Raw genomic sequence first — 21,511 nt, 5'->3', positions numbered from 1 at the left:
CTCACCTCCGGCACAACCTAACCGGCGATTGGTGGCGGGCCACCGCTCGGACCGCCGACACCTGCCGCTACGGTGTGCGGATGCGCGCGACGGCACGGGGTTGGACCGCGGTCTGGTTGGTCGTACTGGCCCTTGTCCAGGCGGCTGCCTTCCTCGCCGTGTGGCGGGTGGCCGTGCACCTCGAGATCGGTCAGTGGGTGGACACCGTCGCCCTCACCGGCAACCGGATCGGACAGGACACCATCGATGGTCCGGTCGACCGGATCCTCAACGCGATGTCGGTGGTCTCGCTGCTGGCCGCCACCGCGATGATCGGCTTCATCGCGTTGATCCGGGGGCGGATCGCCCTGGCGATCACCGCGACCCTGCTGATCGCCGGAGCGAACGTCACCACCCAACTGCTCAAGTACGGGCTGAACCGCCCCGACTTCGGCCTCGACCCGGAACGCGCGGCGGTGGGCAACAGCCTGCCCAGCGGGCACACCACGGTGGCCGCCTCGGTGGCGGTCGCGCTGATGCTCGTGCTGCCGCGCAAGGTCCGGGCGGTCGGCGCGTTCGTGGGTGCCGGCTACGCCGCCGTCGCCGGAGTCGCCACCCTGTCCGCCGGCTGGCACCGGCCCAGCGACGCCGTCGCCGCGTACCTGGTGGTGGGTGTCTGGGCGGCGTTGGCCGGGTTGCTCCTGCTGATCACCCAACGGGAGCAGGCCGAGGTCGCCCCCGGCGACGCGCACCGGGTCGCCGCGCTGGTGCTCGGGGTGGTCGGCCTGCTCGCCCTGGTCGCCAGCGGACTGTCCCTGTCCTGGCTGATCGAGCTACGCGGCACCGGGCCGCAGGAGTTGTCCCGCCGGCCGTTGTTCGTCGGGTACGCGGGCAGCGCCGCCGGGATCGCCGGCACGATGGCCGTGGTGATGGCGCTGGTGCTCACCGTCGTGCACCGGCTGGTGCCCCGGGTCAAGGGCTGAGCCGCCCGGTGGAGCCGACCCGGGCGGCGTTCTCCGCCGAGTGCGCGCGGTTCACCGAGGTCCTGACCGAGCTGACCGACGATGATCTCGGCCGGCCCACCGACTGCCCGCCGTGGACCGTCCGGGAGCTGATCGCGCACACCCGCACCGGGGTCGGCCGACTGACCGACATGCTCGCCGCGCCCGCCCCGCCACACGCCGAGGTGGACGCCGCAGGCTACTTCGGCGCGGCGAAGTTCACCGCCGAGGTCGACGCCGACCGGATCGCCGGCGGGCAGCGGGACGCGCTACCGGTGGACCGGGCGGCGCTGGCGACCGAGTTCGACCGGGCCTGGCGGGCCACCGAGGCGGCCGTCGCCGCCGCCGCGCCCGACCGGGTGGTGCGAACCCGCCACGGCGACGCGATGCGCCTCGGCGAGTTCCTGCGGACCCGGGTCGTCGAGGTGGGCGTGCACGGGTTGGACCTGGCCGCCGCGCTGGGCCGGTCCCCGTGGCTCACCCCACCGGCGGCGGCGGTCATCGCCGAGCTGCTCACCGGCGGACGACCGACGCCGGCCGGGTTGGGCTGGGACCGGTTGACGCTGATCCGCAAGGCCACCGGCCGGACGGCAGTGACCGTCCCGGAACGGGCAGCGGTCGACGCCGCCGGCTTCCGCTGGCTGGCCTTCGGCCGCTGACGGCCGGCCCTGCGGTCCGGCGCCGGTGTTGCTGAATCAGCTCGCCGAGCGGGGCGCGGGGACGTGCGGGGCGACACCGCGCAGGTGCGTCAGCACCACCGGGTCGATCCGCCCCGGCACCAGCCGTTCCTCCAGGTTCTCCAACCCGGCCCAGGAGATCAACGCCGCTTCCGGATCGTCCTCCCGCGCCGGATGACCGAGCGCGGCGAGCAACGCCGCCACCTCGGCGGCGACCGCGCCGGTGAGGTCGAGCAGGGTGGCCGGGTCCGGCCGGCCGAACAGCATGGTGTGCACCGACAGCAGACGACCCAGCTCGGCCACCGGGTCGGGGTGGTCGTCCACCCGAAGGTCCACCACCACATCGCTGGTGCCGCCGTACCCGCCGCCGCGCTCGACCACCAGCAGGCCGGCGCTCTGCCGCCCACGCCGGTCGCCGCCGGCCTCGTCGCCGGCCCGCAACGCGGCCACCAGCCGCTCGGCGAACGGCAGCGCCGCTCCCGCCTCCCAGGCCGCACCGAGGGCGTCGACCACCTCCGGCCCGGTGAGCACATTGCCCTGCGCGGCCCAGCCGTCGCCGGTCCGCCCGCCGGCCCACGGGTGGCAGGCCGGCCCGGTCCAGCTGGCCCCCGTTCCGGTGGCCCCCACGACGCCGAGTTGACGATGGTCCCGCTCGGGGTCGGCGGCGATCAGCCCGGCCACCACGTCGGCGGCAGCCACCCCGGTGCGTAGCAGGGTGAGACCCTGCGGGCGGTAGGCGAGGTTCACGTGCGCCTGGGTGGCCAGCGCACCCACCTCGGCGGCGGCGGCCGGCACCAACGCCCCGGCGGCGAGGAACTTGCTGGCGACGGCCACGCCGTGCAGGCGGCCGTCGGCGGAGCGGGCGACGAGCGAGAAGGTCACCGGCCGAGAGTAACCCTCCGCTCCGGCACGGCATTCGCGCGCAACGCTCAGAACGGTGGCGTGGCGGCCTCCGGTGGGGCGCCGTGCGCCCGCCGGGCGTCGGCCACCGCGACCGCCGCCAACACCAGCGCCCCGAGCGCTGTCGTGAGCACACCGGGCAGGTGCAGCAACGGCACCGACGACACCACCAGCACCGTGAGGGCGATCCACCGGGACGGGGAGACCCGCGCGAACACCTCGTACTCCAGGCGGGCCCGGCCGGCCAGGAACAGGGCCGGGCCACCGAGCACCATGGCCAACCACGAGCCCGGGATCCGCTCCAACGGAGCCTCGATGATCAGCTCGTAGCCGATCGCGGTGCACGCGAGACCGATCACCATCACCAGGTGGGTGTCGGCCGCGGACCGGCCGATATTGGCGGGGTGCCGGGCCTTCATCACCGCCTCGCCCAGGATCCGCCCAGCCCGCTGCACATAGATCCGCCACAACATGATCGACGTGGCCAACGCCAGCGCGAACGCCCAGGCGTGCCCCTTCTCGTACGGCCCCTTGCTGTACGAGAAACCGGCCACCAGGATCGTCTCGCCCAGCGCGACGAGGAAGAACTGCTGGTACCGCTCGGCCAGGTGCTCCCCGGCGATCTCCCACTTGGAGATCGTCGAACGACCCAGGCCGGGCACCGGCCAGCCGCAGCGGGCGGCCAGGTACTCGAAGCCCAGCGCCACCGACCAGAGCACCACCTGCGCGTTGGTGCTCAGCATCGCGCCGCCGATCCACAGCACCCCGCTGACGGCGTAGATCACCGCCATCCGCACCTTCAACCGGCGGTACGGGTGCGGGCCCAGCGCGACCGACAGGATCACCGGCCGGGTCACCTGCGCGATCACGTACGCCACGGCGAACATCAGCGCGGTCTCGCTGAACGCCCGGGGGATCGCCACCCCCATCACCATGCTGCACACCAGCGCGGTGATCACCACGGTCTGCAACGGCACCCGGTACGGGTCGTACCGGCTGGTCGTCCACGCGGTGCCCTGCCAGACCGCCCACAGCGCCAGCAGCAACAGCAGCGTCTTGCCGCTGCCGGTGATCGTCCCCCAGCCGTGCTCCCGGCCCGGGTCCTGAGTCAGATCCTCGAACGCGCGTGCCGAGATCCGGGTGAGCGCGAAGACGTACACCAGGTCGAAGAAGAGTTCCAGGAACGTCGCCCGGCCGGGCGCGGCCGCGGCCGGGACCGGCTCCAGGCGTCCCGCCGCCCTGGAACCCATGGTCAGCGGCCTGCGCCGTCGGTCCGGTCCACCTCGAAGTGGTAGCACCTCCCACTGGGCCGCACGGCCGGAAACCGGCGATTCTGCCCAACCCGGGGATCTTGCCCGGGCCGTCGTCAACGGGCACGATCGATCGGTGACGAATCGATGGGGCATGACCGTGCCGCTGGGCGGGATCGCGCTGGCGCAGCACGACGCGGCCTACGCGGCCCTGGACCGGGCCGGGTTCACCGACGTCTGGTCGTCCGAGGTCGCCGGGGCCGACGCGTTCACCCCGCTGGCCCTCGCCGCCGCCTGGCAGCCCGGGCTGCGGCTGGGCACCGCGATCACCCCGGTCTACACCAGGGGTCCCGGGCTGCTCGCGATGAGCGCGGCGGCGCTGGCCGAGGCCGCGCCGGGCCGGTTCTCGCTCGGCATCGGGGCGTCCTCACCGGTGCTGGTCCGGGACTGGAACGCCGTGCCGTTCGACCAGCCGTTCCGGCGTACCCGCGACGTGCTGCGTTTCCTGCGCGCCGCGCTGCGCGGCGAGACCGTCGACGAGGTCTACGACACGTTCGCCGTCCGCCGGTTCACGCTGGAACGACCGCCGGCGGTGCCGCCACAGATCCTGCTCGCCGCGCTGCGCCCGGGAATGCTCCGGCTGGCCGCCGCGGAGGCCGACGGGGTCATCCTCAACTGGCTCAGCGCCGACGACGTACCGCGTGCCCTCGCCGAGCTGGGCGAGCGCCGCGCCGACTTCGACGTCGCCGCCCGGATCTTCGTCTGCCCCACCGAGGACACCGCGTACGCCCGGGCACTGGGCCGCCGGCTCATCACCAGCTACCTCACCGTCGGCGCGTACGCCGACTTCCACCGCTGGCTCGGCCGCGACGAGGCGCTCGCACCGATGTGGGCGGCCTGGGCCGCCGGTGACCGGCGCGGTGCCAACGCGGCGGTGCCCGACGAGGTGGTCGACGCGCTGGTGCTGCACGGCTCACCGGAGCGGTGCCGCGCCGAGGTGCGCCGCTACGCCGACAACGGGGTGGACGTGCCGATCATCGCGCTGCTGCCCACCCCCGAGGTCACCGCCGGTGGCGCGACCGCGCTCCTGGGCCTCATCGCCCGACTGGGCACCAACCTCGTGGAGGCGTCCGCGTGAACCTCACCGACCGGATCGTCGTGGTCACCGGCGGGGCCGGCGGCATCGGCGCCGCGCTGTCCCGCCGGTTCGCCGCCGAGGGAGCCGCGGCCGTGGTGGTCGCCGACCTGGACGCCGACGCGGCCCGCGCGGTCGCCGAGGGCATCGGCCCGGTCGCGCACGCCCACGCCGTCGACGTCACCGACGAGGAGCAGGTCCGCGCGCTGGTCGCCGACACCGAGCAGCGGTACGGCCGGATCGACCTGTTCTGCGCCAACGCGGGAGTGACCACCGGCGGGGGAGTGGAGGTCGACGACACCGGTTGGGACCAGGCCTGGCGGGTCAACGTGCTGGCCCACGTCTACTCGGCCCGCGCGGTGCTGCCCGGCATGCTCGCCCGAGGCGGCGGGTACCTGCTGCACACCTGCTCCGCGGCGGGTGTGCTGACCGCGGTGGGCGACGCCGCGTACACCGCGACGAAACACGCCTCGGTGGGCTTCGCGGAGTGGTTGGCCATCACCTACCGGGACCGGGGCATCCGGGTCAGCGCCCTCTGCCCCCAGGGGGTGGACACCCCGATGCTCGCCGACGGGCTCGCCGACGGCCACCTCGGCGCCCGGGTGGTCGCCGCGTCCGGCGCGGTGCTCACCCCGGACCAGGTCGCCGAGGCGGCCATCGCCGGGCTGGCCGAGGAACGTTTCCTGATCCTTCCGCACCCCGAGGTCGCCGACTACGCGCGCCGCCGCGCCGAGGACCCGGACGGTTGGCAGGCCGGCATGCGCAAACTCGTCCGCCGGCTGACCGCCTGACCCGCTACGTTTTCGATCACCGTGGGGAGCGGCGGGCGCGGCGGAGCGGGGCGGGATGCACCGACCACAGCAGACGGCGCCACCAGGGGCGCGCCGAGCGCAGGGTGGTCACGTACGCGGTGGCGACCTCGGCGGCCCGGGCGGCCTGGTCCGCTGTTGCGGCACCCGGTGCGAAACCCACCCGGTTGAGCAGGGCCGCCAGCTCGTCGACGGCCGGCCCGTCGGTGCCGCCGCCGAACCCGCCCGCCCCGGTGTCGGTGAGCGCCTGACGGGCGTGCCCGGCGACCTCGGTCGCGGCCAGGTCGTCGCCGACCGGCCTCCCGGCCAGCCGGAGCGCGTCGGTGACCTCCCGCCAGGCGCCGGCGATGCGCTGACCGGGGTCGCCCCGCACGAGCCGACCGCGGGTGAGGGAGCGGCGCATCGCCAACAGGGTGAGCAGGAACGCCCCCACCACCAGCAACAGACCACCGCTGCCGGCGGCGACCAGCACCGGCGTGGAGACCCCGTCGCGGCCGGACGGGACATCGGCGGCGGTCACCGGTTCCGGTGAGGCGCTCGGCTCCGCGGTCGGCGCGGGCGCCTCCGACGGCGGCGGGTCCTCCGGCGTCGGGCGGAAATCCTCCTCCACCGGCCTCGGCTCGTCGTTCGGGCGGGGCAGCGGGTCGAACGACACCCAGCCCAACCCGTCGAAGAGCACCTCCGGCCAGGCGTACGCGTCACCGGCCAGCACCGGCCCCTGCCCGCTGGTCCGGAAACCCACCACCACCCGGGTAGGCAGCCCGCAGAGCCGGCCGAGGACCGCGAACGCCGCCGCGAACTGCTCCGAGGTGCCCTCCTGCCCGCCGCCGTTGCGCGGCCCGAACAGGAAGAAACCCAGATTCGGGTACGCGTGCCCGCTCGGCGCGTCCGCCACCACCCGGTAGTGCTCGGCCAGGAACTGCTCGATCGCCGACGCCCGCGCGAACGGCGCGCCGTTCTCCTCAGCCAGCTGCCCGGCCAGCCGGCGCATCGGGTCCGGCACCCCGTCCGCCACCCGCAGCACCCGGGCCACCTCACCACCGGCGGGCACGTTCGCGGTAGCCAACAGGTTCAGGTCCGGGCGCTCCTCGGCGGAGGTCACCGTGTACCGCAGCCCCGGCGCCAGCCCCTCCGGCCGGATCAACGTCCCGCTCGCCGGGTCGTACGCCACCCGCGCCCCGCTGACCTCCCGGGGCGTCGCCACGGCCGGCAGCAACCGGCCGGTCAGCTCGGCCACGCTGATCCGCTGCCGGACCGTGCGCACCGTGCTGTCGCGGGCGGCGGTCGCGGCCGGCAGGATCCGGCCGGCGTTGCGGTACGTCGCGCCGACGCGCCAGGTCACCCCGTCGTAGTCACTGAGCACCGCCAAGCGGATCCGCACACCGGGCGAGGTGTCCGCCGCTGCGTCGGTGTCGGGCGGCGCGTCAGGGCGTTCCGTGCTCACGTCGAGGAGCTTCTGCTCCGGGTGCAGCGCCCAGCCGGAGATCCGGATCAACGGGTTCTCGTCGAGCGTCTGCACCTGCGGCGGCTCCACGTACCGGCGCGGGTCCACCGGCCGGCCGTCGACCTGCCCGGCGACGACCGGGCCGAGCAGCGCCACCGACCCGACCACCAGAGCCACCCCGAGCGCCGCGCTGGCGGCCAGCCGCAACCGCACCGCCGCCCGTACCCGGGGGGTCAGCTCGGCGGTCGGATCGCCGCCCGACGCCGCCGCCCGGGTCGGGGTCGCCAGGCCCACCGCCGCGACCGCGACGAACGCCACCGTCGACCCCACCGCCGGTTCGGCGTTCGGGCCCACCACGTACAGGGCGGCGGCGTAGAGCCCCGCCGCCGGCAGATAACCCAGCAGCACCCGGCCCGTGCGCAGCGCCACCTCCGCGCCGGCCAACCCGGCCAGCCAAGCGGCCACGACGGGAACCAGCACCGTGTCCGGTGTGGGCTCCACCGGGATCATCGCGGTGAGCAGCCGGGGAATGCCGTTGCGGGCGGCGTCCGCGGTGACCTCCAGCAGGCCGCCCGGCACGTCGGCGCGGGTGGCGGCCAGCCGCAGCGACCACAGTGTCCAACCGGCCATCGCGGCCACCGACACCGGCGCCACCAGCCAGGACGGCAGCCGCCGCGCGGCCACACTGACCAGCACCGAACCCGCCGCCGCGCCGACGACCAGCCAGGTCAGCAGGCCACCGGCGTACACCCGACCGAGCACCACCCCGGCGAGCGCGGTCAGCCCGATCAGCGCCAGCGGCAGAACCGCCGCCCGCAGCACCCGCGCGGCACCCGTCACCACCGGCGTACCCCGTCCCACTCGGCGGCGAACTGCGCGCCGTCCGCCGCATCGACGACCACCAGGCCGGCGGTGCCCGGCGGCGTCGGCTCGGCCGCGCCGAACACCCCGACCACCACCGACGGGTACGCCCCCCGCAGCGCCCCGACGTGCCCCAACTCCTCCCGGCCACCCGGCCCGGTCAGGAAGATCAGCGTGTCGCCCAGCCGGTCCTGCCGCAGCCGGGTGGTGGCCGCGCGCACCGCCGCACCATCGCCGGACAGCTCGGCGGCGGCCAGCCGGTCCAGCGGCCCGAGCGCGCCGTCGCCCTCGCCGTCGGGCGTCGTGACCTGCGCCGGCTCCCCGGCGGCCAGCAGCAACAGCACCGGCAGGTCGGCGCGGTGCGCGGCGGTCACGATCGACGCCGCCGCCTCACACGCCGACTCGAACGACTCCGCCACCCCACCGACCCGCCCCGGATGCGCGGCCACACGGTTGTCCAGCAGGACGACCAGGCGCGGCAGACTCGTGTCCACGTTCTCCCGCACCATCAGCTCACCCACCCGGGCGCTGGTGCGCCAGTGCACCCGGCGCAGCTCGTCACCGACCACGTACTCCCGCAACGAGTCGAACGTGATCGACCCGTGCGGGACCCCGTCCACCCGACCGTCGAGGCTGCGCCCCGCGCCGGTGGGCACCGCCGCCAGCGGATGAACCCGGGGGTGCACCCAGACCGGCACCGTCGCACCGTACGGGCGGGCCAGCGCCACCAACCCCAGCGGGTCGCGCCGGGTCACCCGCAACGGGCCGACCGGCACCACCCCACGACGGTCGGTCGGCACGTCGTAGCGGACCTCGGTGTCCCGGCCGGGCCGTAGCCGCAACACCGGCACCGGCACGGTCCGCTCCCCGCACCGGTCCTCGGCCAGCAGGTTCGCCGATCGCAGGCGGCCGGTGTTACGCACGGTCAACGTCATGCTCGCCGGCTCGCCACGGGCCACCCGGTCCGGGTCCGCACGGCGGGTCACCGCCAGCCGGGGCCGCCACGCCGCGACCAGCGCGGCGTAGCCCACGGCCGCTCCGGCCGCCGCGCCGAGCAACGTCAACTCGGGGTACGCGAACCGGAAACCCGCCGCCAGCAGCACCACGGCGGCGACGAGCAGCCCGACCCCACGGGCGGTGATCCCCATCGCGCTGCTGCCGGTCAGCCCTGCACCGGAGCGGGTTGCCCCGACGGCAGCGGCACCGGCACCGAGGCCACGGCCTGGCGCAGCACCTCCGCGGCGGTCATCCCGCGCACCTGGGCGTCCGGGGTGAGCAACAGCCGGTGCGCGAACACCGCCTCGGCGAGCGCCTTGAGGTCCTCCGGCATGATCCAGCCCCGCCCGTCGATCAACGCGTACGCGCACGCCGCCCGGGTCAACGCGATCACGCCCCGGGGGCTGACCCCGACGCGCACCTGCGGGTGGGTGCGGGTGGCGGCGGCCAGCCGGACCGCGTACGCGTAGAGCGGCTCGGCGATGTGCACCCGACGGGCCATCCGCACCATCTCGCCGACGGTGGCGGTGTCGGTAACCGGGGCGAGCGCCTCCGGGGACCGCACGGTAGCCCCGCGCAGCACCTCGACCTCGACCGCCTCGTCCGGGTACCCCACGGAGAGCTTCACCAGGAAACGGTCCAGTTGCGCCTCGGGCAGCCGATAGGTGCCGTCCATCTCCACCGGGTTCTGCGTGGCCACCACCAGGAACGGCGACGGCACCGGGTGCCGGACCCCGTCCACAGTGACAGTCCGTTCCTCCATCACCTCCAGCAGCGCCGACTGCGTCTTCGGCGACGCCCGGTTGATCTCGTCGGCGATGACGATGTTGGCGAAGACCGGCCCCGGGTGGAACTCGAAGTCCCGGGTCGCCTGGTTGAAGATCGTCACGCCGGACACGTCCGAGGGGAGCAGGTCGGGGGTGAACTGGATGCGCCGCCACTCACCCTTCACGGTGGCGGCGATGGCCCGCGCCAGGGTCGTCTTACCGACCCCGGGCACGTCCTCCAGCAGCACGTGACCCTGGGCGAACAAAGCGGTCAGCGCCAGCCGCACCACCTGCGGCTTGCCGAGCACCACCGCGTTGACGTTCTCGGCCAGCCGGGCGGCCAGGGCGGCGAAACCCTGCACCTCCGGTTGGGTGAGCGGCTCGTGGGTGTTCACGGTCGGTGGTGCTCCTCGCCTGGTGGTTCAGCAGGTGGGCAGGACGTTGATGGTGTCGCCGCCCTCCAGGTTGAGCCAGGCCCACGGGATGTAGTTCTTCCCCTTGAACTCGACCTGCACCCACCAGTTGCTCTGCTTCTGGTTGTTGTAGATCCACGAGTCGACGTTCTCGCCCGACTTCTTGCAGTACGCCTTCAACCGGGTGCCGGGTTTCGCCCAGCCGGCCTGCTGGTCGTTGTCCTGCCGGGTGACCTTGAAGACCTCGTTGCCGTTGCGGCCGTCGACCTCCTTGTCGCAGTAGGTCCGCTGGTCACCGTCCGGCCCGTTGTTGCAGGTAGCGATTCCGTACAGCGGCTGCGTGTTCTGGGCCTTCTGCGCCGTGCCCTTACCGGCGGCGTTGGTGGCCGTCACCGTGAACGTGTACTTCGTGCCCGGCGTCAGGCCCGCCATCGTGATGCTGGAGCAGGCCCCGGCCTTCGCCGGCTCGCCCGCCGTGCTCAGCGAGCAGGTGGCCTGACCGCCGCCCGCGTCCACTGTGAACGTCACAGTCGCCCCGGTGGCGGTCGACGACGAGCCGGTCACCGTGACCCGTGGCTCGGCCACCGTCCGGGCGGTGGCGGTGGCCTCCGGCCCCGGCCCGGCCTGGTTGACCGCCTTCACCTTCACTGTGACGTTCTGGCCGTTGCCCAGCCCGGTCACCGTGGTGCGGGTGTCGGTCACCTCACTGACCCGCCCACCGACGTCCACCAGGTACTTCGTCACCGGCCGACCGTTGGCTTCGGCCGGCGCCCACTGCACCGTCACCGCACCCGGCTGGTTGGCGACAGTGCCGGCGCGCAGGTTGAGCGGCCGACCGGGCGCGGCGAAGGGCACCACCGTGTTGCTGACCGGGGACGCCGCCGACCCGGCGCCCTTGCTGTTGACCGCCACCACTGTGAACGCGTACTGGGTGCCGTACTCCAGCTCACCGGCGGGCACCACCAGCTCCGTCCTGGTCGACTCGCCAGCCGGCGCGTTCGAACCCGCCGAACTGGCCGTCACCGCGTACCTCGCGATGGTGTTGCCCTGCCCGTTCGCCGCCGGCCACTTCACCAGCACCGTGCCGTCGGGCCGTTCCTGCGCGGTGACGCTCGCCGGCGGGTCGGGGACCGCGGCGGTCGGCGTCACCGGGTTGCTGTTGCGCGCCGGGCCGTCGCCCTTCGCGTTGACGGCGTGCACCGCGAACCGGTACGTCTCGCCGTTGGTCAGACCCTTGACCTCCACCGCCCGCTGGTTGGCGCCCACCTGCAGGCGTTGGCCGGCGCCCTCCACCACGTACTTGATGATCTCGGCGCCGTTGGCGGCGGCCGGCCGCCAACTCACCCGCGCCTGGGCGTTACCGGCGGCGGCCGTGACGCTGCGCGGCGCACTCGGCTTGCCCACCCGCGGCTTCTTCGGTGGGGGCGGCGGCGGTGGGACCGGCGGCGGGTCGCCGCCGAGCACATCGTTGGCGTACTTGTTGACCTCGCGCACCTGGTGCTTGTCGTCCACCACCCGGGCGGTCGCCGAGTCGGGGGAGTTGATGAACAGGTGATTCTCCCGGACCTCCAGCTCCAGCGGCCCGTTGGCCCGCCCCCGGATGGTCTCGACCAGCTGACCCGCCGCGTCGAAGGAGTAGATCATGCCGGTGGCCTCGTCGGCGCAGTAGAACCGGTCCGCCCAGGCCACCGCCGGGCTGAGCCGACCCCCCTCACCCGGCACTGTGAACGCGCTCTCCTGCCCACCGTCACCCACCAGCAGCACCCGCCGGTCGGCGGTCACCGTGACCGGCACCCGTGAACCGCTGGTACGCGCGGGAAGCGCCGCCGGGCCGGACAGCGTCAGCGGCGTCGGGTGCACCTCACCGTGCTGCACCCGCACCAGCTTGCCGGCCGTCCGGTCGAGCACCGCCACCCCGTCGTCCAGGGTGGAGACCACCAGCTCGTGGCTGGCGTCGGCGACGTCGTACGACTCGACCCGCTGCGGGCTGAGCCCGGTGCCCGCCGGCGCGGCCGACGCCGGCGCGGACGGCAGCTTAGCAGCGGTGATCGCCGAGACGGTGCCCTCGCTGGGCACCGCGATCCAGAGCCGACCCGCACCGTCGAAGGTGCCGCCGGCGATGCCCGGCGGATAGCGCACCGGCTCACCGACCGGGGTCAACGATCGCGGGTCGAGCTGCCGGACGATGCCCTGCACGGCATCGACGACGAACGCCGCGTCCTCGTGCAGGGCCACACTCACCCCCAGGCCAGGAGTGGTCCGGGTGGTCGCGCTGAGCTGGAGGGTGGCCAGATCCAGTGAGCTGACCTGCCCCGTCTGCAGGTCACGCAGGATCAGCAGCCGGTCGGTCTGGGTGATCTGCATCGGATGTTGCCGGGCACCGGGGATCTCGGTGCGGGTGTCCACCCGGGCGGTGACCCCGTTGACCCGGGCCAGCTCGCTGCGCGCCGCACTCCACAACCAGGAGCTCGCGTCGTAGTTGGCCACCGCGTTGTCCGCCGCGCCCAACCCGAGGACTGTCAACCCCATGGCAGCCAGCAGCGCGGCCACCGTGCCGACGGTCACCAGCCCGCCGCGCAGCCGGGACCGGGGGCGGGGGGCCTCGGTCCGTACGGCGTCGTCGATGCTGGCCACAGCCGGCTGCCTCCCGTGAGTCGTGGCAGGTGGCGTGCGCCTCGCGGCGACCCCTCCCCTGAGCCGGGTGCCATCATATGGCGCTGGTGGTGGCGGGGGAACCCGCACTGTCACCCCTGTGGATACCGAGCGTGTGCGTTGTGGACGTCCAGCTCAGCCGGGTTCCCGGCGCGACTCGGCGCGGTTTCCCGCTCGGCTCAGCGCGGTTCCCTGCTCGATTCAGCGCGGCGACGGTCGGCCGGAGGGCGACCCGGTCGGCGTGGGTCGCCGCTCCCGCGCCGTGCAGACCTGCCCGGAAGTCGCAAAGCTGTCAGTGGAGTAGACCGCCAACACGGTGAAACAGTGATCCACCCGAGAGTTCAGCCCGTTGACCGTGTAGCTGGTCCGGCCCGGGTCCACGGTGGCGATCACCCCCAACGCCTGCCCGGCCCGACCGGCGGCGACCATGAACGGCACCGCACCACCGGTCGGGTCCGTCCAGGTCAACGTGATCGTGGTCGAATCGTCCCGTAGCTTCAGGTCACCCGGTGCCGGCCCGGCCGCCGTCGGCGCCTGCGTCGCCGCCGTCGTCGGGGTCGCGGCCGGCGGCGGGTCGTCACGGGTCAGCACCACCGCGCCCAGACCCGCCACCGCCACGACGGCCACCCCGGCCGCCACCACCGCACCGATCAGCGCCGCCCGGTTGCGGCCCGTCGACCCACCATCATCGGCGTACGCCGGCGGGTGGTACTGCTGACCCGGGTACGGCGCCTGGTACTGGTCCTGAATCGGGTACGGCGCCTGGGTCGGCTGATGGTGGTACTGCTGCACCGGTGGCGGCGCGGCCGGCGGCCTCGGGCCGGCGCTCGGTGACCAGGCCGGCTGCGTGAAGGGTCTCGCCTGAGCGATGCTCGGGTCTGCTGGGGAGGCTCCGGTGACGTTCGTCGGCGCGGCGGTGGGCTTCGTCTGCGCGGCCAGCGGGGCGGGCGGGGCGGCTTCGGGCCAGCCCGGACTGGACGGCCCGCCGGGCGACGGGAACACCACGGTCTGGTCGGACAGCGCACCCCCGGTCTGCCGGCTCGACGCTGCCGGGGCGTCGAGGATGCCCAGCCCGGGGTCACCGTCCGCACCGGTGCCACCCGCGTCCATCATGGTCTGTCCGGCCGCCGTGCCCGGTCCGGCCGCCGTCCCCTGTGCGGCGGTCGCGGGCTGTCCGGCGGTCATGGCCTGTCCGACGGTCATGCCCTGTGCGGCGGTCGTGGCCTGTGCGGCGGTCGCGGGCTGATTGCGCGTCGCGGGCGGGTCGGTGGGGTCGGCAGCGGGAGTCGGCAGAGGCTGCGGTGGGGCGCTGCTGCTCCAGGGCGGTGCGGTCAACCCCCAGGGCGGCACGGGTGGCGCGCTCACCGGAGGCGCGGAGACGGGTGGCCCGTAAGGCGGCCCGGAGACAGGCTGCCCGAACCCGGGTTGCCCGTAACCGGGTGGTGCGGAGACCGGGTAGGTGTGTCCGGGTGGTGCGGAGACGGGTTGGCCGTAGCCGGGTGGTGCGGAGGCCGGGTATGGGTGGGCCGGCGGCCCGGAGACCGGGTAGGTGTGTCCGGGTGGTGCGGAGACGGGTTGGCCGTAGCCGGGGGGTGCGGAGACCGGGTAGGTGTGTCCGGGTGGTGCGGAGACGGGCTGGTCGTAGCCGGGGGGTGCGGAGACCGGGTATGGGTGGGCCGGCGGCCCGGAGACCGGGTGCGGCTGGCTGGGTGGCGCGGAGATCGGATGCGGGGTCACCGGGGGTGCGCTGACAGGCTGGGTAGGTGGTCCGCTCGGCGGGTAGGCCGGCCCCGGATGGTCGACGGCCGGGGCGGCCCTACCCGGCAGCGTCGCCTCGGTGTCGGACACCTTGTGCGAATCGCCCGGTGCGGTTGGCCCGGCGGCGACTCGGGCGGCCTCCTCGGCGAGCAGCGGTTCGATCTGCCGTACCTGGATCGTGGGGTTGTCCCAGCGAGGTGCCGGCACCACCGGTGCGGCGGTCGGTGGGGGTGGTGGCACGTCAGCAACCGGCGGAGTCGCCTGGTCACCCACCCGCTGACGTGGTGCCACGGTTGGCCCGGCTGGCGGTGCGTGTGGTGGTCGCTGCCCGGCCGGCGTTGTCGGCTGGCCCTCAGCCCTGGGCCGGGGCGTCGGGTCGACCGTTGACCGGGACGGTGCGGACGGATACTCGTCGGCGCGTTGAACCGGAGGTGGCGCATTCGTGGGTGACTGCCCGCTGGAGCGTGAGCCAAGCGACATCGCGGTCGCTGACTGTTGCTCGTCAGCGGGTGGAATTGGCGTCGCCGCAGGTCTGGGTGCGGCCGTCGGCGGGCCGGGCTGCGTCGGCCGGGTCGAGGAGGCTGCCGGCTGAACGGGCATCGCCCGAGGCGCTGGGACGGCGTTGCGGGGCGACGAGGGTGCGGCGGGTGCGCGTACCGCCGGAGGGGTTGGTGGGGGTGCGGCCGGCGGTTGCGGCGGCGCCCAGGGTGAGACGGCCGGCGGCGGACCGCCCGCCGAGGGCCGCATCGCGGCGAGGGTCGCCAGCGACAGGGTCGGGCCGGTGAGCGCCGACCGGGCACCCGGCTCGCCCGCCGGGGCGACCGGAACCGGGCCGGACGTTCGCGCGGGGTGCTGCTCGCCCGACGTCGACGCGGGCGGGCCGAGATAGTCGCGGGCCGCTCGTACCGCCGGGTGGTTCTCACCGAGCACGGCGGGCCCGGCGGTGGCCACGCGCGTGTAGTTGCGGCGGGCCTCGTGCCGGTTGCCCAACTCCTCCGCCACCTCCGCCAACTCGAAGGCGAGCGCGAGCATCAGCGGATCCGAGTGCTCCCAGCGCCGCTCGCCCGCCGCGAACGCCTCCTCCAACACCCGGCGGGCAGCCGGCGGGTCGTCCCCCTCCCGGTGCAACCGCGCCAGCAGGTGCGCGGTGTGCAGCACCTCCGGATGATCGTCACCGTACGGCGGAGGAGCGGATTCGACGGCCTCCGCGAGCAGGTGCCGGGCGGCGCTGAGGTCGCCCGCGGCGCGCAGGGCGAGGGCTCGGTGCTGGGCGGCTGCCAAGGGGGAGGGATGGGGCACGTGGCAATGCTGCCGTCAGAGGGCTGCCGGACGCTACCCGGACACGCCTCGACCGTGTGTCGCCGCGCCGTTTGAGGCGGCTTGAGCAGCGGCGGAAGCACCGGGGGAGAGGTGCCGGAAGGCGATGTGCATGATCCACGAGCGGCGTGTACAGTAACTCCCCGTGCGGCCCGCCGTGCCGACCACCGGATGGAAAGATCATCTGGTCGGCGAGGTAGGCTGAACGTGTAGGTCCGGGTGGCGGAATGGCAGACGCGCTAGCTTGAGGTGCTAGTGCCCGTATAGGGCGTGGGGGTTCAAGTCCCCCCTCGGACACCAGAGTTCGTGGATATCCGCGCGAGATCAACTTCCTCTCGCGCGGGGAACGCGACCTGCGACGGATCATATGTGCGCACCGTCTCCCGGGAGTCGGTGCTACCTGCGCTGACACCCTTGCCGCCCCGCTGGCGGGGGTCGGGTGAGTCGTGATCGCCCGCGCCCTCGTTGGCGCGACGAGCAGCTCGTCGAGGCGCTCGTTCCCACCCCACTGCCGGTCGCATCGCCGGAGCCGGCGCCGCTGCCGACACTGCCCGCGCCCGCCGCCCGCACGGGCGATGGCGTGCTGTTCGACGTGGCCCGACCCGACGCCGCCGGCCGGGTCACCGCTCGCGCGCTGCTGCGGGCCTTGGACTGGATACCGGGCCTCACGCTGCACGTCGACGTCGTGACCGGCGCAATCCTGATCACCCCGGCCGTCGATGGCGCGCGCGTCGTTGGTGCTCGCAAGGAGCTGCCCCTACCGGCCGCCGCCCGACATTTGTGCGGCATCGCCACCGGCGAACCCGTGCTGCTGGCCGCCCTGCCCCGCCAGAACCGCATCGTCGTGCACCCCTCAAACACCATCACTGCGGTCCTGGCCGACCTGCACGCCCGCATCCTCGCAAAGCCCTCATGACCACCGGTCCCGATCGTGTCGCCACCGCCCGAGCGCTCCTCGAGCACCTCGGCCTCACCGCCGCCGACCTCACCGGCAGTAACCGGCCTGCCATGCCGACAGTCGCCGAGTACCTTCCTGCTGTGGTCGCCGCGGCGAGCCCGGGCACCCGACGCACCTACGGCAGCTCCTGGCGACGCATGGCCGCTGCCCTCGGCGAGTGGCGTATCGATGCGGTGCGGGCCAGCGACATCGAAGCCCTCATGCGACAGGCCGCCGCAGACGCCCGCCCTCGCCGCAACTCCCGAAACGGCCGGCACGCCGGCGAGCACCTCATCGCCGCCGCCCGCGCCTTCTACAATCGCGCCATTGCCGACGGCTACCTCACCGTCGTGGACAGCCCTGCCCACCGGGTTCGCAAACCCCGTCGGCTGCCCAACACACGCCGCGCCCTCACCCCCGACGAACTGGCCGACATCAACGCCGCCGCCCGCAGCGGCGGTAACGACATCGTGCTCGACGCCCTACTGCTGCGCCTGCACACCGAAACTGCCTGCCGGCGCGGCGGCGCCCTGGCGCTGCGCCTGATCGACCTGGACACCGACCACGCGCTGATCCGCCTGTCGGAGAAGGGTGGCACGCAGCGGTGGCAGCCCATCACGCCGATGCTCGCCGCTCGTCTCAGCGAGCACGCCCAGGCCCGCGGCGCCGTCACGCCCACCGACGCGCTGCTTCGCTACCGTAACGGCCAACCCGCCACCTACCGGCGCTACGACCTACTGTGGGCCCGCATCGGCCGGCGGCTACCGTGGGTCGCCGCCCAGGGAATCACCATGTACTGGCTGCGCCACACCACCCTGACCTGGGTCGAGCGGCACTTCGGCTACGGTGTGGCCCGCGCCTACGCCGGACACACGGACCGCCGAGGACCCGCCACCACCACCTATATCAAGGCCGACCTGCACGCTGTCGCTACCGCCCTGGCAGCCTTCACCGGTCAGCCACACCCACTGGCCGTAGGTGAGAGCGTCCTAAGATGATGATCAGACCTAGACGGTGGTCGCGTCCTTGATCTGGAGCACGACAGGCCCTGCCGCTGTTGGAGCGATCCAAGCCTCATAGGTGGGATTCCGGGTGTCGGTCTTCGTGGTTCCGAGCCAGGTGTAGCGGACGGCCAGCTCGTACGTGCCCTTGACGCGGTAGATCGCAAACTTCGGATCGAAGGTGGCACGCGCGGTCAGAAGTGGATCACCCGTGGAAGACCACTTGACCTTCTCGGCGCCCGACGGCGGACTCCATTCGGGGCATCCAGCCGGCATAGCCGACTTGGCGTCTCGCACGCATCGTGTGAAAGCCTCGCTCAGCTTCGCGGCGACCAGCTCCCAAGGCACCTTGGGATCCTGCTTCACTACACCGGGGTCGCCTATGGCCGAGTGCTCCTTGATCTCCTGGACGTCAAGTCTCCCATCGACCCACTTCACCTTGGCCCAGTACTTCGCCGGCGTCACGACGCGGCGTAGCTCCTTTGAAGCGTTGTAGTCCGCCGTCACCATGACGGTCCCGAGCATGTCGAAGCGGCTCTCCGCTTCGGTGTAGTGAATGACCGCAGCTTCCAGAGGGTTGCCGTAGAAGGCCCATCGGACCTTGGAGACGTCCGAGGTCTCGACGATGGATTGCGGGCAATTGGCGGGGGTCGCAGACGGTGACTTCGCGCATTTGTCGAGCCAGCTACCTGCAGCCGCGACCACGGCCTCCTGCTTCACCTCAGCCGGCCAGGGATCTGACGTCGCAGGGAACGGCTCATCTCCGCCGAAGATGAAGTAGCCCAAGACAGCAAGAACGACGACGACGCCCAGTCCGCCACCACCCGCGGCTGCTGCCGCGCCACCTCCGGAGCCAGACTCTGTTGCCTCATCTTCTCTGAGGTCGACATTCGCTCTGGTTCCATAGTGACGATGGTGATGCGTGTGGGTGCTCTTATCGACGTTCCCTTCGTAGTAGGACCCCTTGACGTTGGCCTGACGTTCGCCACCAACGCCAGTTTGCCGATCTACCATGCTTACCTGCCCTCGCGGTCATCATGGCCTCGCTCGAAGTAGTCGCCCGCGACGTTGGCCTGACGCCCGCTACTGAACCCGACCTGGTTGACCACGGGGCTAGCTCTGCCCGACTTCGCCGGACCGCTCAAGCTGTCCCGATGCTGAGCGCCAGACGAGGGTGCCGAGCCGCTGGCGCTTCGAATCGTCAAGATCATGCCGACGATCGCTACCGGTAACGCGATGATGTTTGCCCAGGCCGCCGCGCCGTCGAGGCTCCCACTAAAGATCATTACTAGCGAGACAACGATCATCAGAAGGAGCGCGCAGGCGATCATCTGTCGTTTGGACACGACGTCCATCATGGGCGATGGACGCAAACTTGCGAAGCTCCGACGATAAGGAGTGTCCTTGATCTGCCACGTTGGCGACGTGCATCTTCCTGGTGTGGCTTGCCCGTGGTCCAAGGGGCGCAAGGCCATTCGTGAGCAGCAGTCGGTGTGGCACTTGGCAACGCGGTGGCCGACTCATCGGCTGCTGGTCGCAGCATCGGTCGGTCGTGAGCTGCCTACCGTGGCTGGGTGACATCCTGGATCCCGTCGCCGCCAAGGCGACCGTCACCGCCGAAGCCGAGGTCAGTGACGCATGACGACGATGGTCCGGGGCTGGCTCGTTGTCACCGCTCTTGCAGGCATTAGCGGACAGCTGCACCCCTTTCGATAACTCCGGAAAACGTCGGCATCCGAAGTTGATCAACGACGCGTTGAAGCCGACGCGCGACCGCCTGATGGAGTCAGCGCAGACCGCGCTGCGCGGCGACGCTCTCGGCTATCTTCCGGTGAGTGCCGGCCAGTCCCTGGGTGTCGAGCGCGCCGGCGAAGGGCTTGCTGCTGTCTGGTTTGACGAGCGCGCCCCGGCGGACCCAGACGTCGGTGTGGCGGATCAGATAGTTGGTGGTCAGGATTGTGGCCCTGTGCGCGAGGAGGAATTCGAGGATGCGGTGCAGTTTCTCGCTGTTGCGCGAGTACCGGCTCAGCGCCGATGTGCACAGTACGAGATCGCCTTCGGTGGCCTTCCTGAGCAGGTTCACCAGACCTTGGTCGAAGCGCGGGTCGATCGCGCTGAACAGGGTCACCGTGTCGTCGCCGGACGGTGGTGCCGTGACTACCTCGTCGCCAGAAGGCAGGCTGGGTGTGGGTGCCGAGGGCAGGCGCAGTGGACCGCGACCGCCGTCGGCGAAGGTGTCGGTCAGCGCGTCCAGACACGCCCACGCACGCGGATAGCGCCCGGCCAGCTCGGCGAAAGGGTTCGGCTTTTGATCGGCGATGGGCTGGCGGCGGCGCGCGGCCAGCAGATGCGATAGCGGGCCGGCCGCGTACTCCGTCGCCGGGATGATCCCGCTGTCGAGCGGACCGTCGTGGTGTGCCTGCTCGAGCAGGCTGTTTCGCACCACGAGGGTGACCTTGGCCTTCAGGTCCAGCGGTGCCGCCAGCGGCTTGTGGTCGAACACCTCCTCGACGAACGGTGCGATCAGCACGTCCTGCGCACGCTGCGGCAGGGCCGCCAGCGCCTCGGCCCGCTGCAACACGTCGTCGCCGATACGGTGGGCCAGGTCCTCGTCTACGTCGCAGACTTCAGTCAGCAGGCCGGGCAAGCGCCCCCTTTTTGGCGTGGCGTGGGCGGCGGTGACGGCGAGGTCGGCGTGGGTGCACAGAACGAGCGTTATGTGGCGGTACCAGGCGTCGTAGCGACGCACCTGATAATGGTCCAGGCCGACCTCGGTCTTCGCGGTTTGGAAGCATTTCTCGATCGCCCACTGGGTCCCAGCGACCCGGCTCAGATCCTCGTCGTGCGTCCCGGCCGGGCCGAAGCGCAGGTAGTAGGCCAGGTCCGTGGGCTTGACGATATTGCGGCGGATTAGCCGCCAGTGGCCGTGTTCGTCGACCGTGCCGGGTAGGGAGGCTACGGCCCAGTTGTAGAGTCGTGGCCCTTTGGGGCCGGTGCCGCAGCTGCGCCGCTTCCATGCCAGGGCCGGTGCGTTCGCGGCGAGGACGTCCGGGCGGGAGTTGCCCGCTGTGGTCGGGACCCGCTGGTTGCGGGGCACGGCAAGCACGTAGCCCACTCTGTGCTGCTGCAGCCAGGTTCGGAACTTGGAATCCTGCCCGTATACCTCGTCGGCGGTGACCCACTTCGCAGGCAGGCTGGCGGTGATAGCGCGCTCGATCATTCGCAGGTCCAGTGCGGTTTTTCGTGGCGAACCCGGCACCGGCTGCGATGCCGGCTTCCTCGCGGCGGGCGGGGTCGTCGCACCAGCGGCGGGGCAGATACAGCTCCCGGTCGATCAGCGTGCGCCCAGCTGGGCTGGCGTAGGCCAGGAACACCCCGAGTTGGCAGTTCTCCGTCCGCCCGGCAGTGCCCGAGTACTGACGCTGCACCCCCGCCGACTTGATGCCCTTCTTCAGGAAGCCGGTCTCCTTGACGATCAGCACCCCGTCGTCATGGCCGAGGTGCTCGGTCACGTAGGCAAACAGGTCGTCGCGAACAGCGTCCGGGTCCCACGCTGCCTTGTTGAGCAGCCGTTGCATCCGGTCGGTGTCGCATCGCCGGCGGCCTTGGTCAAA

Annotated in this window: 16 protein-coding genes, 1 tRNA gene and 1 pseudogene; 7 read left to right on the top strand and 11 right to left on the bottom strand. The window is 72.6% G+C overall.

The window, feature by feature from the left end; translation table 11 throughout:
• Positions 1-74 precede the first annotated feature (74 nt).
• Complete coding sequence (locus IF22_RS0104445; RefSeq protein ID WP_030328658.1) at positions 75-962, top strand: phosphatase PAP2 family protein; 888 nt, start codon at positions 75-77, stop codon at positions 960-962.
• Positions 963-970: 8 nt separating this feature from the next.
• Positions 971-1,639, top strand: coding sequence for a maleylpyruvate isomerase N-terminal domain-containing protein (locus IF22_RS0104440; protein ID WP_245233522.1), 669 nt, complete (start codon positions 971-973; stop codon positions 1,637-1,639).
• A gap of 36 nt (positions 1,640-1,675) precedes the next feature.
• Here the strand turns inward: IF22_RS0104440 and IF22_RS0104435 are convergent, their stop codons facing one another.
• Complete coding sequence (locus IF22_RS0104435) at positions 1,676-2,539, bottom strand: DUF1028 domain-containing protein (RefSeq protein WP_030328657.1); 864 nt, start codon at positions 2,537-2,539, stop codon at positions 1,676-1,678.
• Between the two features lie 47 nt (positions 2,540-2,586).
• Positions 2,587-3,807 (bottom strand): low temperature requirement protein A, encoded by a 1,221-nt coding sequence (locus tag IF22_RS0104430; RefSeq protein ID WP_036410760.1) that lies wholly within the window; start codon positions 3,805-3,807, stop codon positions 2,587-2,589.
• A gap of 154 nt (positions 3,808-3,961) precedes the next feature.
• Here IF22_RS0104430 and IF22_RS0104425 point away from each other — a divergent pair, with 154 nt between their 5' ends.
• Together IF22_RS0104425 and IF22_RS0104420 are read left to right on the top strand one after the other, a co-directional pair.
• The gene (locus IF22_RS0104425) at positions 3,962-4,945 is read left to right on the top strand and encodes an LLM class F420-dependent oxidoreductase (RefSeq protein WP_030328654.1); all 984 of its coding nucleotides are present in this window, start codon (positions 3,962-3,964) and stop codon (positions 4,943-4,945) included.
• The gene (locus IF22_RS0104420; RefSeq protein WP_030328652.1) at positions 4,942-5,733 is read left to right on the top strand and encodes an SDR family oxidoreductase; all 792 of its coding nucleotides are present in this window, start codon (positions 4,942-4,944) and stop codon (positions 5,731-5,733) included. The genes IF22_RS0104425 and IF22_RS0104420 overlap by 4 nt, the downstream gene beginning before the upstream one ends.
• Before the next feature lie 16 nt (positions 5,734-5,749).
• Here IF22_RS0104420 and IF22_RS0104415 read toward each other — a convergent pair whose 3' ends face one another.
• The 5 genes from IF22_RS0104415 to IF22_RS36385 form a co-directional block, all read right to left on the bottom strand.
• A complete protein-coding gene (locus IF22_RS0104415; protein ID WP_245233521.1) occupies positions 5,750-8,038 on the bottom strand; it encodes a transglutaminase domain-containing protein in 2,289 nt (762 codons plus the stop codon).
• Positions 8,032-9,204 (bottom strand): DUF58 domain-containing protein, encoded by a 1,173-nt coding sequence (locus IF22_RS0104410; RefSeq protein ID WP_030328649.1) that lies wholly within the window; start codon positions 9,202-9,204, stop codon positions 8,032-8,034. The genes IF22_RS0104415 and IF22_RS0104410 overlap by 7 nt, the downstream gene beginning before the upstream one ends.
• 14 nt (positions 9,205-9,218) lie before the next feature.
• Entirely contained in the window at positions 9,219-10,214 is a 996-nt protein-coding gene (locus IF22_RS0104405) for an AAA family ATPase (protein WP_030328647.1), read from the bottom strand.
• 27 nt (positions 10,215-10,241) lie between these two features.
• Positions 10,242-12,866, bottom strand: a complete 2,625-nt coding sequence (locus IF22_RS0104400) for a fibronectin type III domain-containing protein (protein WP_030328645.1) — start codon at positions 12,864-12,866, stop codon at positions 10,242-10,244.
• A 219-nt stretch (positions 12,867-13,085) separates the two neighbouring features.
• Positions 13,086-15,941 (bottom strand): fibronectin type III domain-containing protein, encoded by a 2,856-nt coding sequence (locus IF22_RS36385; protein WP_280940596.1) that lies wholly within the window; start codon positions 15,939-15,941, stop codon positions 13,086-13,088.
• A gap of 231 nt (positions 15,942-16,172) precedes the next feature.
• Between IF22_RS36385 and IF22_RS0104385 the strand changes: the two genes are divergently transcribed.
• From IF22_RS0104385 to IF22_RS0104375, 3 genes are all read left to right on the top strand, one after another.
• A tRNA-Leu gene (locus IF22_RS0104385) sits at positions 16,173-16,259 on the top strand.
• 139 nt (positions 16,260-16,398) lie between these two features.
• Entirely contained in the window at positions 16,399-16,875 is a 477-nt protein-coding gene (locus IF22_RS33620) for a hypothetical protein (RefSeq protein ID WP_156057311.1), read from the top strand.
• On the top strand, positions 16,872-17,894 hold the full coding sequence (locus tag IF22_RS0104375; protein ID WP_030328637.1) for a tyrosine-type recombinase/integrase: 1,023 nt from the start codon (positions 16,872-16,874) through the stop codon (positions 17,892-17,894). The genes IF22_RS33620 and IF22_RS0104375 overlap by 4 nt, the downstream gene beginning before the upstream one ends.
• A gap of 9 nt (positions 17,895-17,903) precedes the next feature.
• Here the strand turns inward: IF22_RS0104375 and IF22_RS0104370 are convergent, their stop codons facing one another.
• The 4 genes and pseudogenes from IF22_RS0104370 to IF22_RS36380 all read right to left on the bottom strand — a co-directional run.
• Positions 17,904-18,911 (bottom strand): MmcQ/YjbR family DNA-binding protein, encoded by a 1,008-nt coding sequence (locus IF22_RS0104370; protein WP_156057309.1) that lies wholly within the window; start codon positions 18,909-18,911, stop codon positions 17,904-17,906.
• A 2-nt stretch (positions 18,912-18,913) separates the two neighbouring features.
• Positions 18,914-19,243, bottom strand: coding sequence for a PrgI family protein (locus IF22_RS0104365; RefSeq protein ID WP_156057307.1), 330 nt, complete (start codon positions 19,241-19,243; stop codon positions 18,914-18,916).
• A 440-nt stretch (positions 19,244-19,683) separates the two neighbouring features.
• A complete protein-coding gene (locus tag IF22_RS35760; protein ID WP_280940597.1) occupies positions 19,684-21,216 on the bottom strand; it encodes an IS701 family transposase in 1,533 nt (510 codons plus the stop codon).
• Positions 21,212-21,475: pseudogene (locus IF22_RS36380) on the bottom strand (transposase); the annotation flags it as partial. The pseudogene IF22_RS36380 and the gene IF22_RS35760, both read right to left, overlap by 5 nt.
• Between the last annotated feature and the right edge of the window lie 36 nt (positions 21,476-21,511).

It is taken from the genome of Micromonospora parva, from assembly GCF_000718515.1.
In the GTDB taxonomy this organism is placed as follows: domain Bacteria; phylum Actinomycetota; class Actinomycetes; order Mycobacteriales; family Micromonosporaceae; genus Micromonospora; species Micromonospora parva.
This window is presented reverse-complemented; position numbering and strand designations above follow the sequence as displayed.

Coding starts and splice junctions, on each gene's coding strand:
- IF22_RS0104410 (WP_030328649.1), bottom strand. CDS start 9,204: ATGGGGATCACCGCCCGTGGGGTCGGGCTGCTCGTCGCCGCCGTGGTG.
- IF22_RS0104375 (WP_030328637.1), top strand. CDS start 16,872: ATGACCACCGGTCCCGATCGTGTCGCCACCGCCCGAGCGCTCCTCGAG.
- IF22_RS0104430 (WP_036410760.1), bottom strand. CDS start 3,807: ATGGGTTCCAGGGCGGCGGGACGCCTGGAGCCGGTCCCGGCCGCGGCC.
- IF22_RS0104425 (WP_030328654.1), top strand. CDS start 3,962: ATGACCGTGCCGCTGGGCGGGATCGCGCTGGCGCAGCACGACGCGGCC.
- IF22_RS0104370 (WP_156057309.1), bottom strand. CDS start 18,911: ATGGTAGATCGGCAAACTGGCGTTGGTGGCGAACGTCAGGCCAACGTC.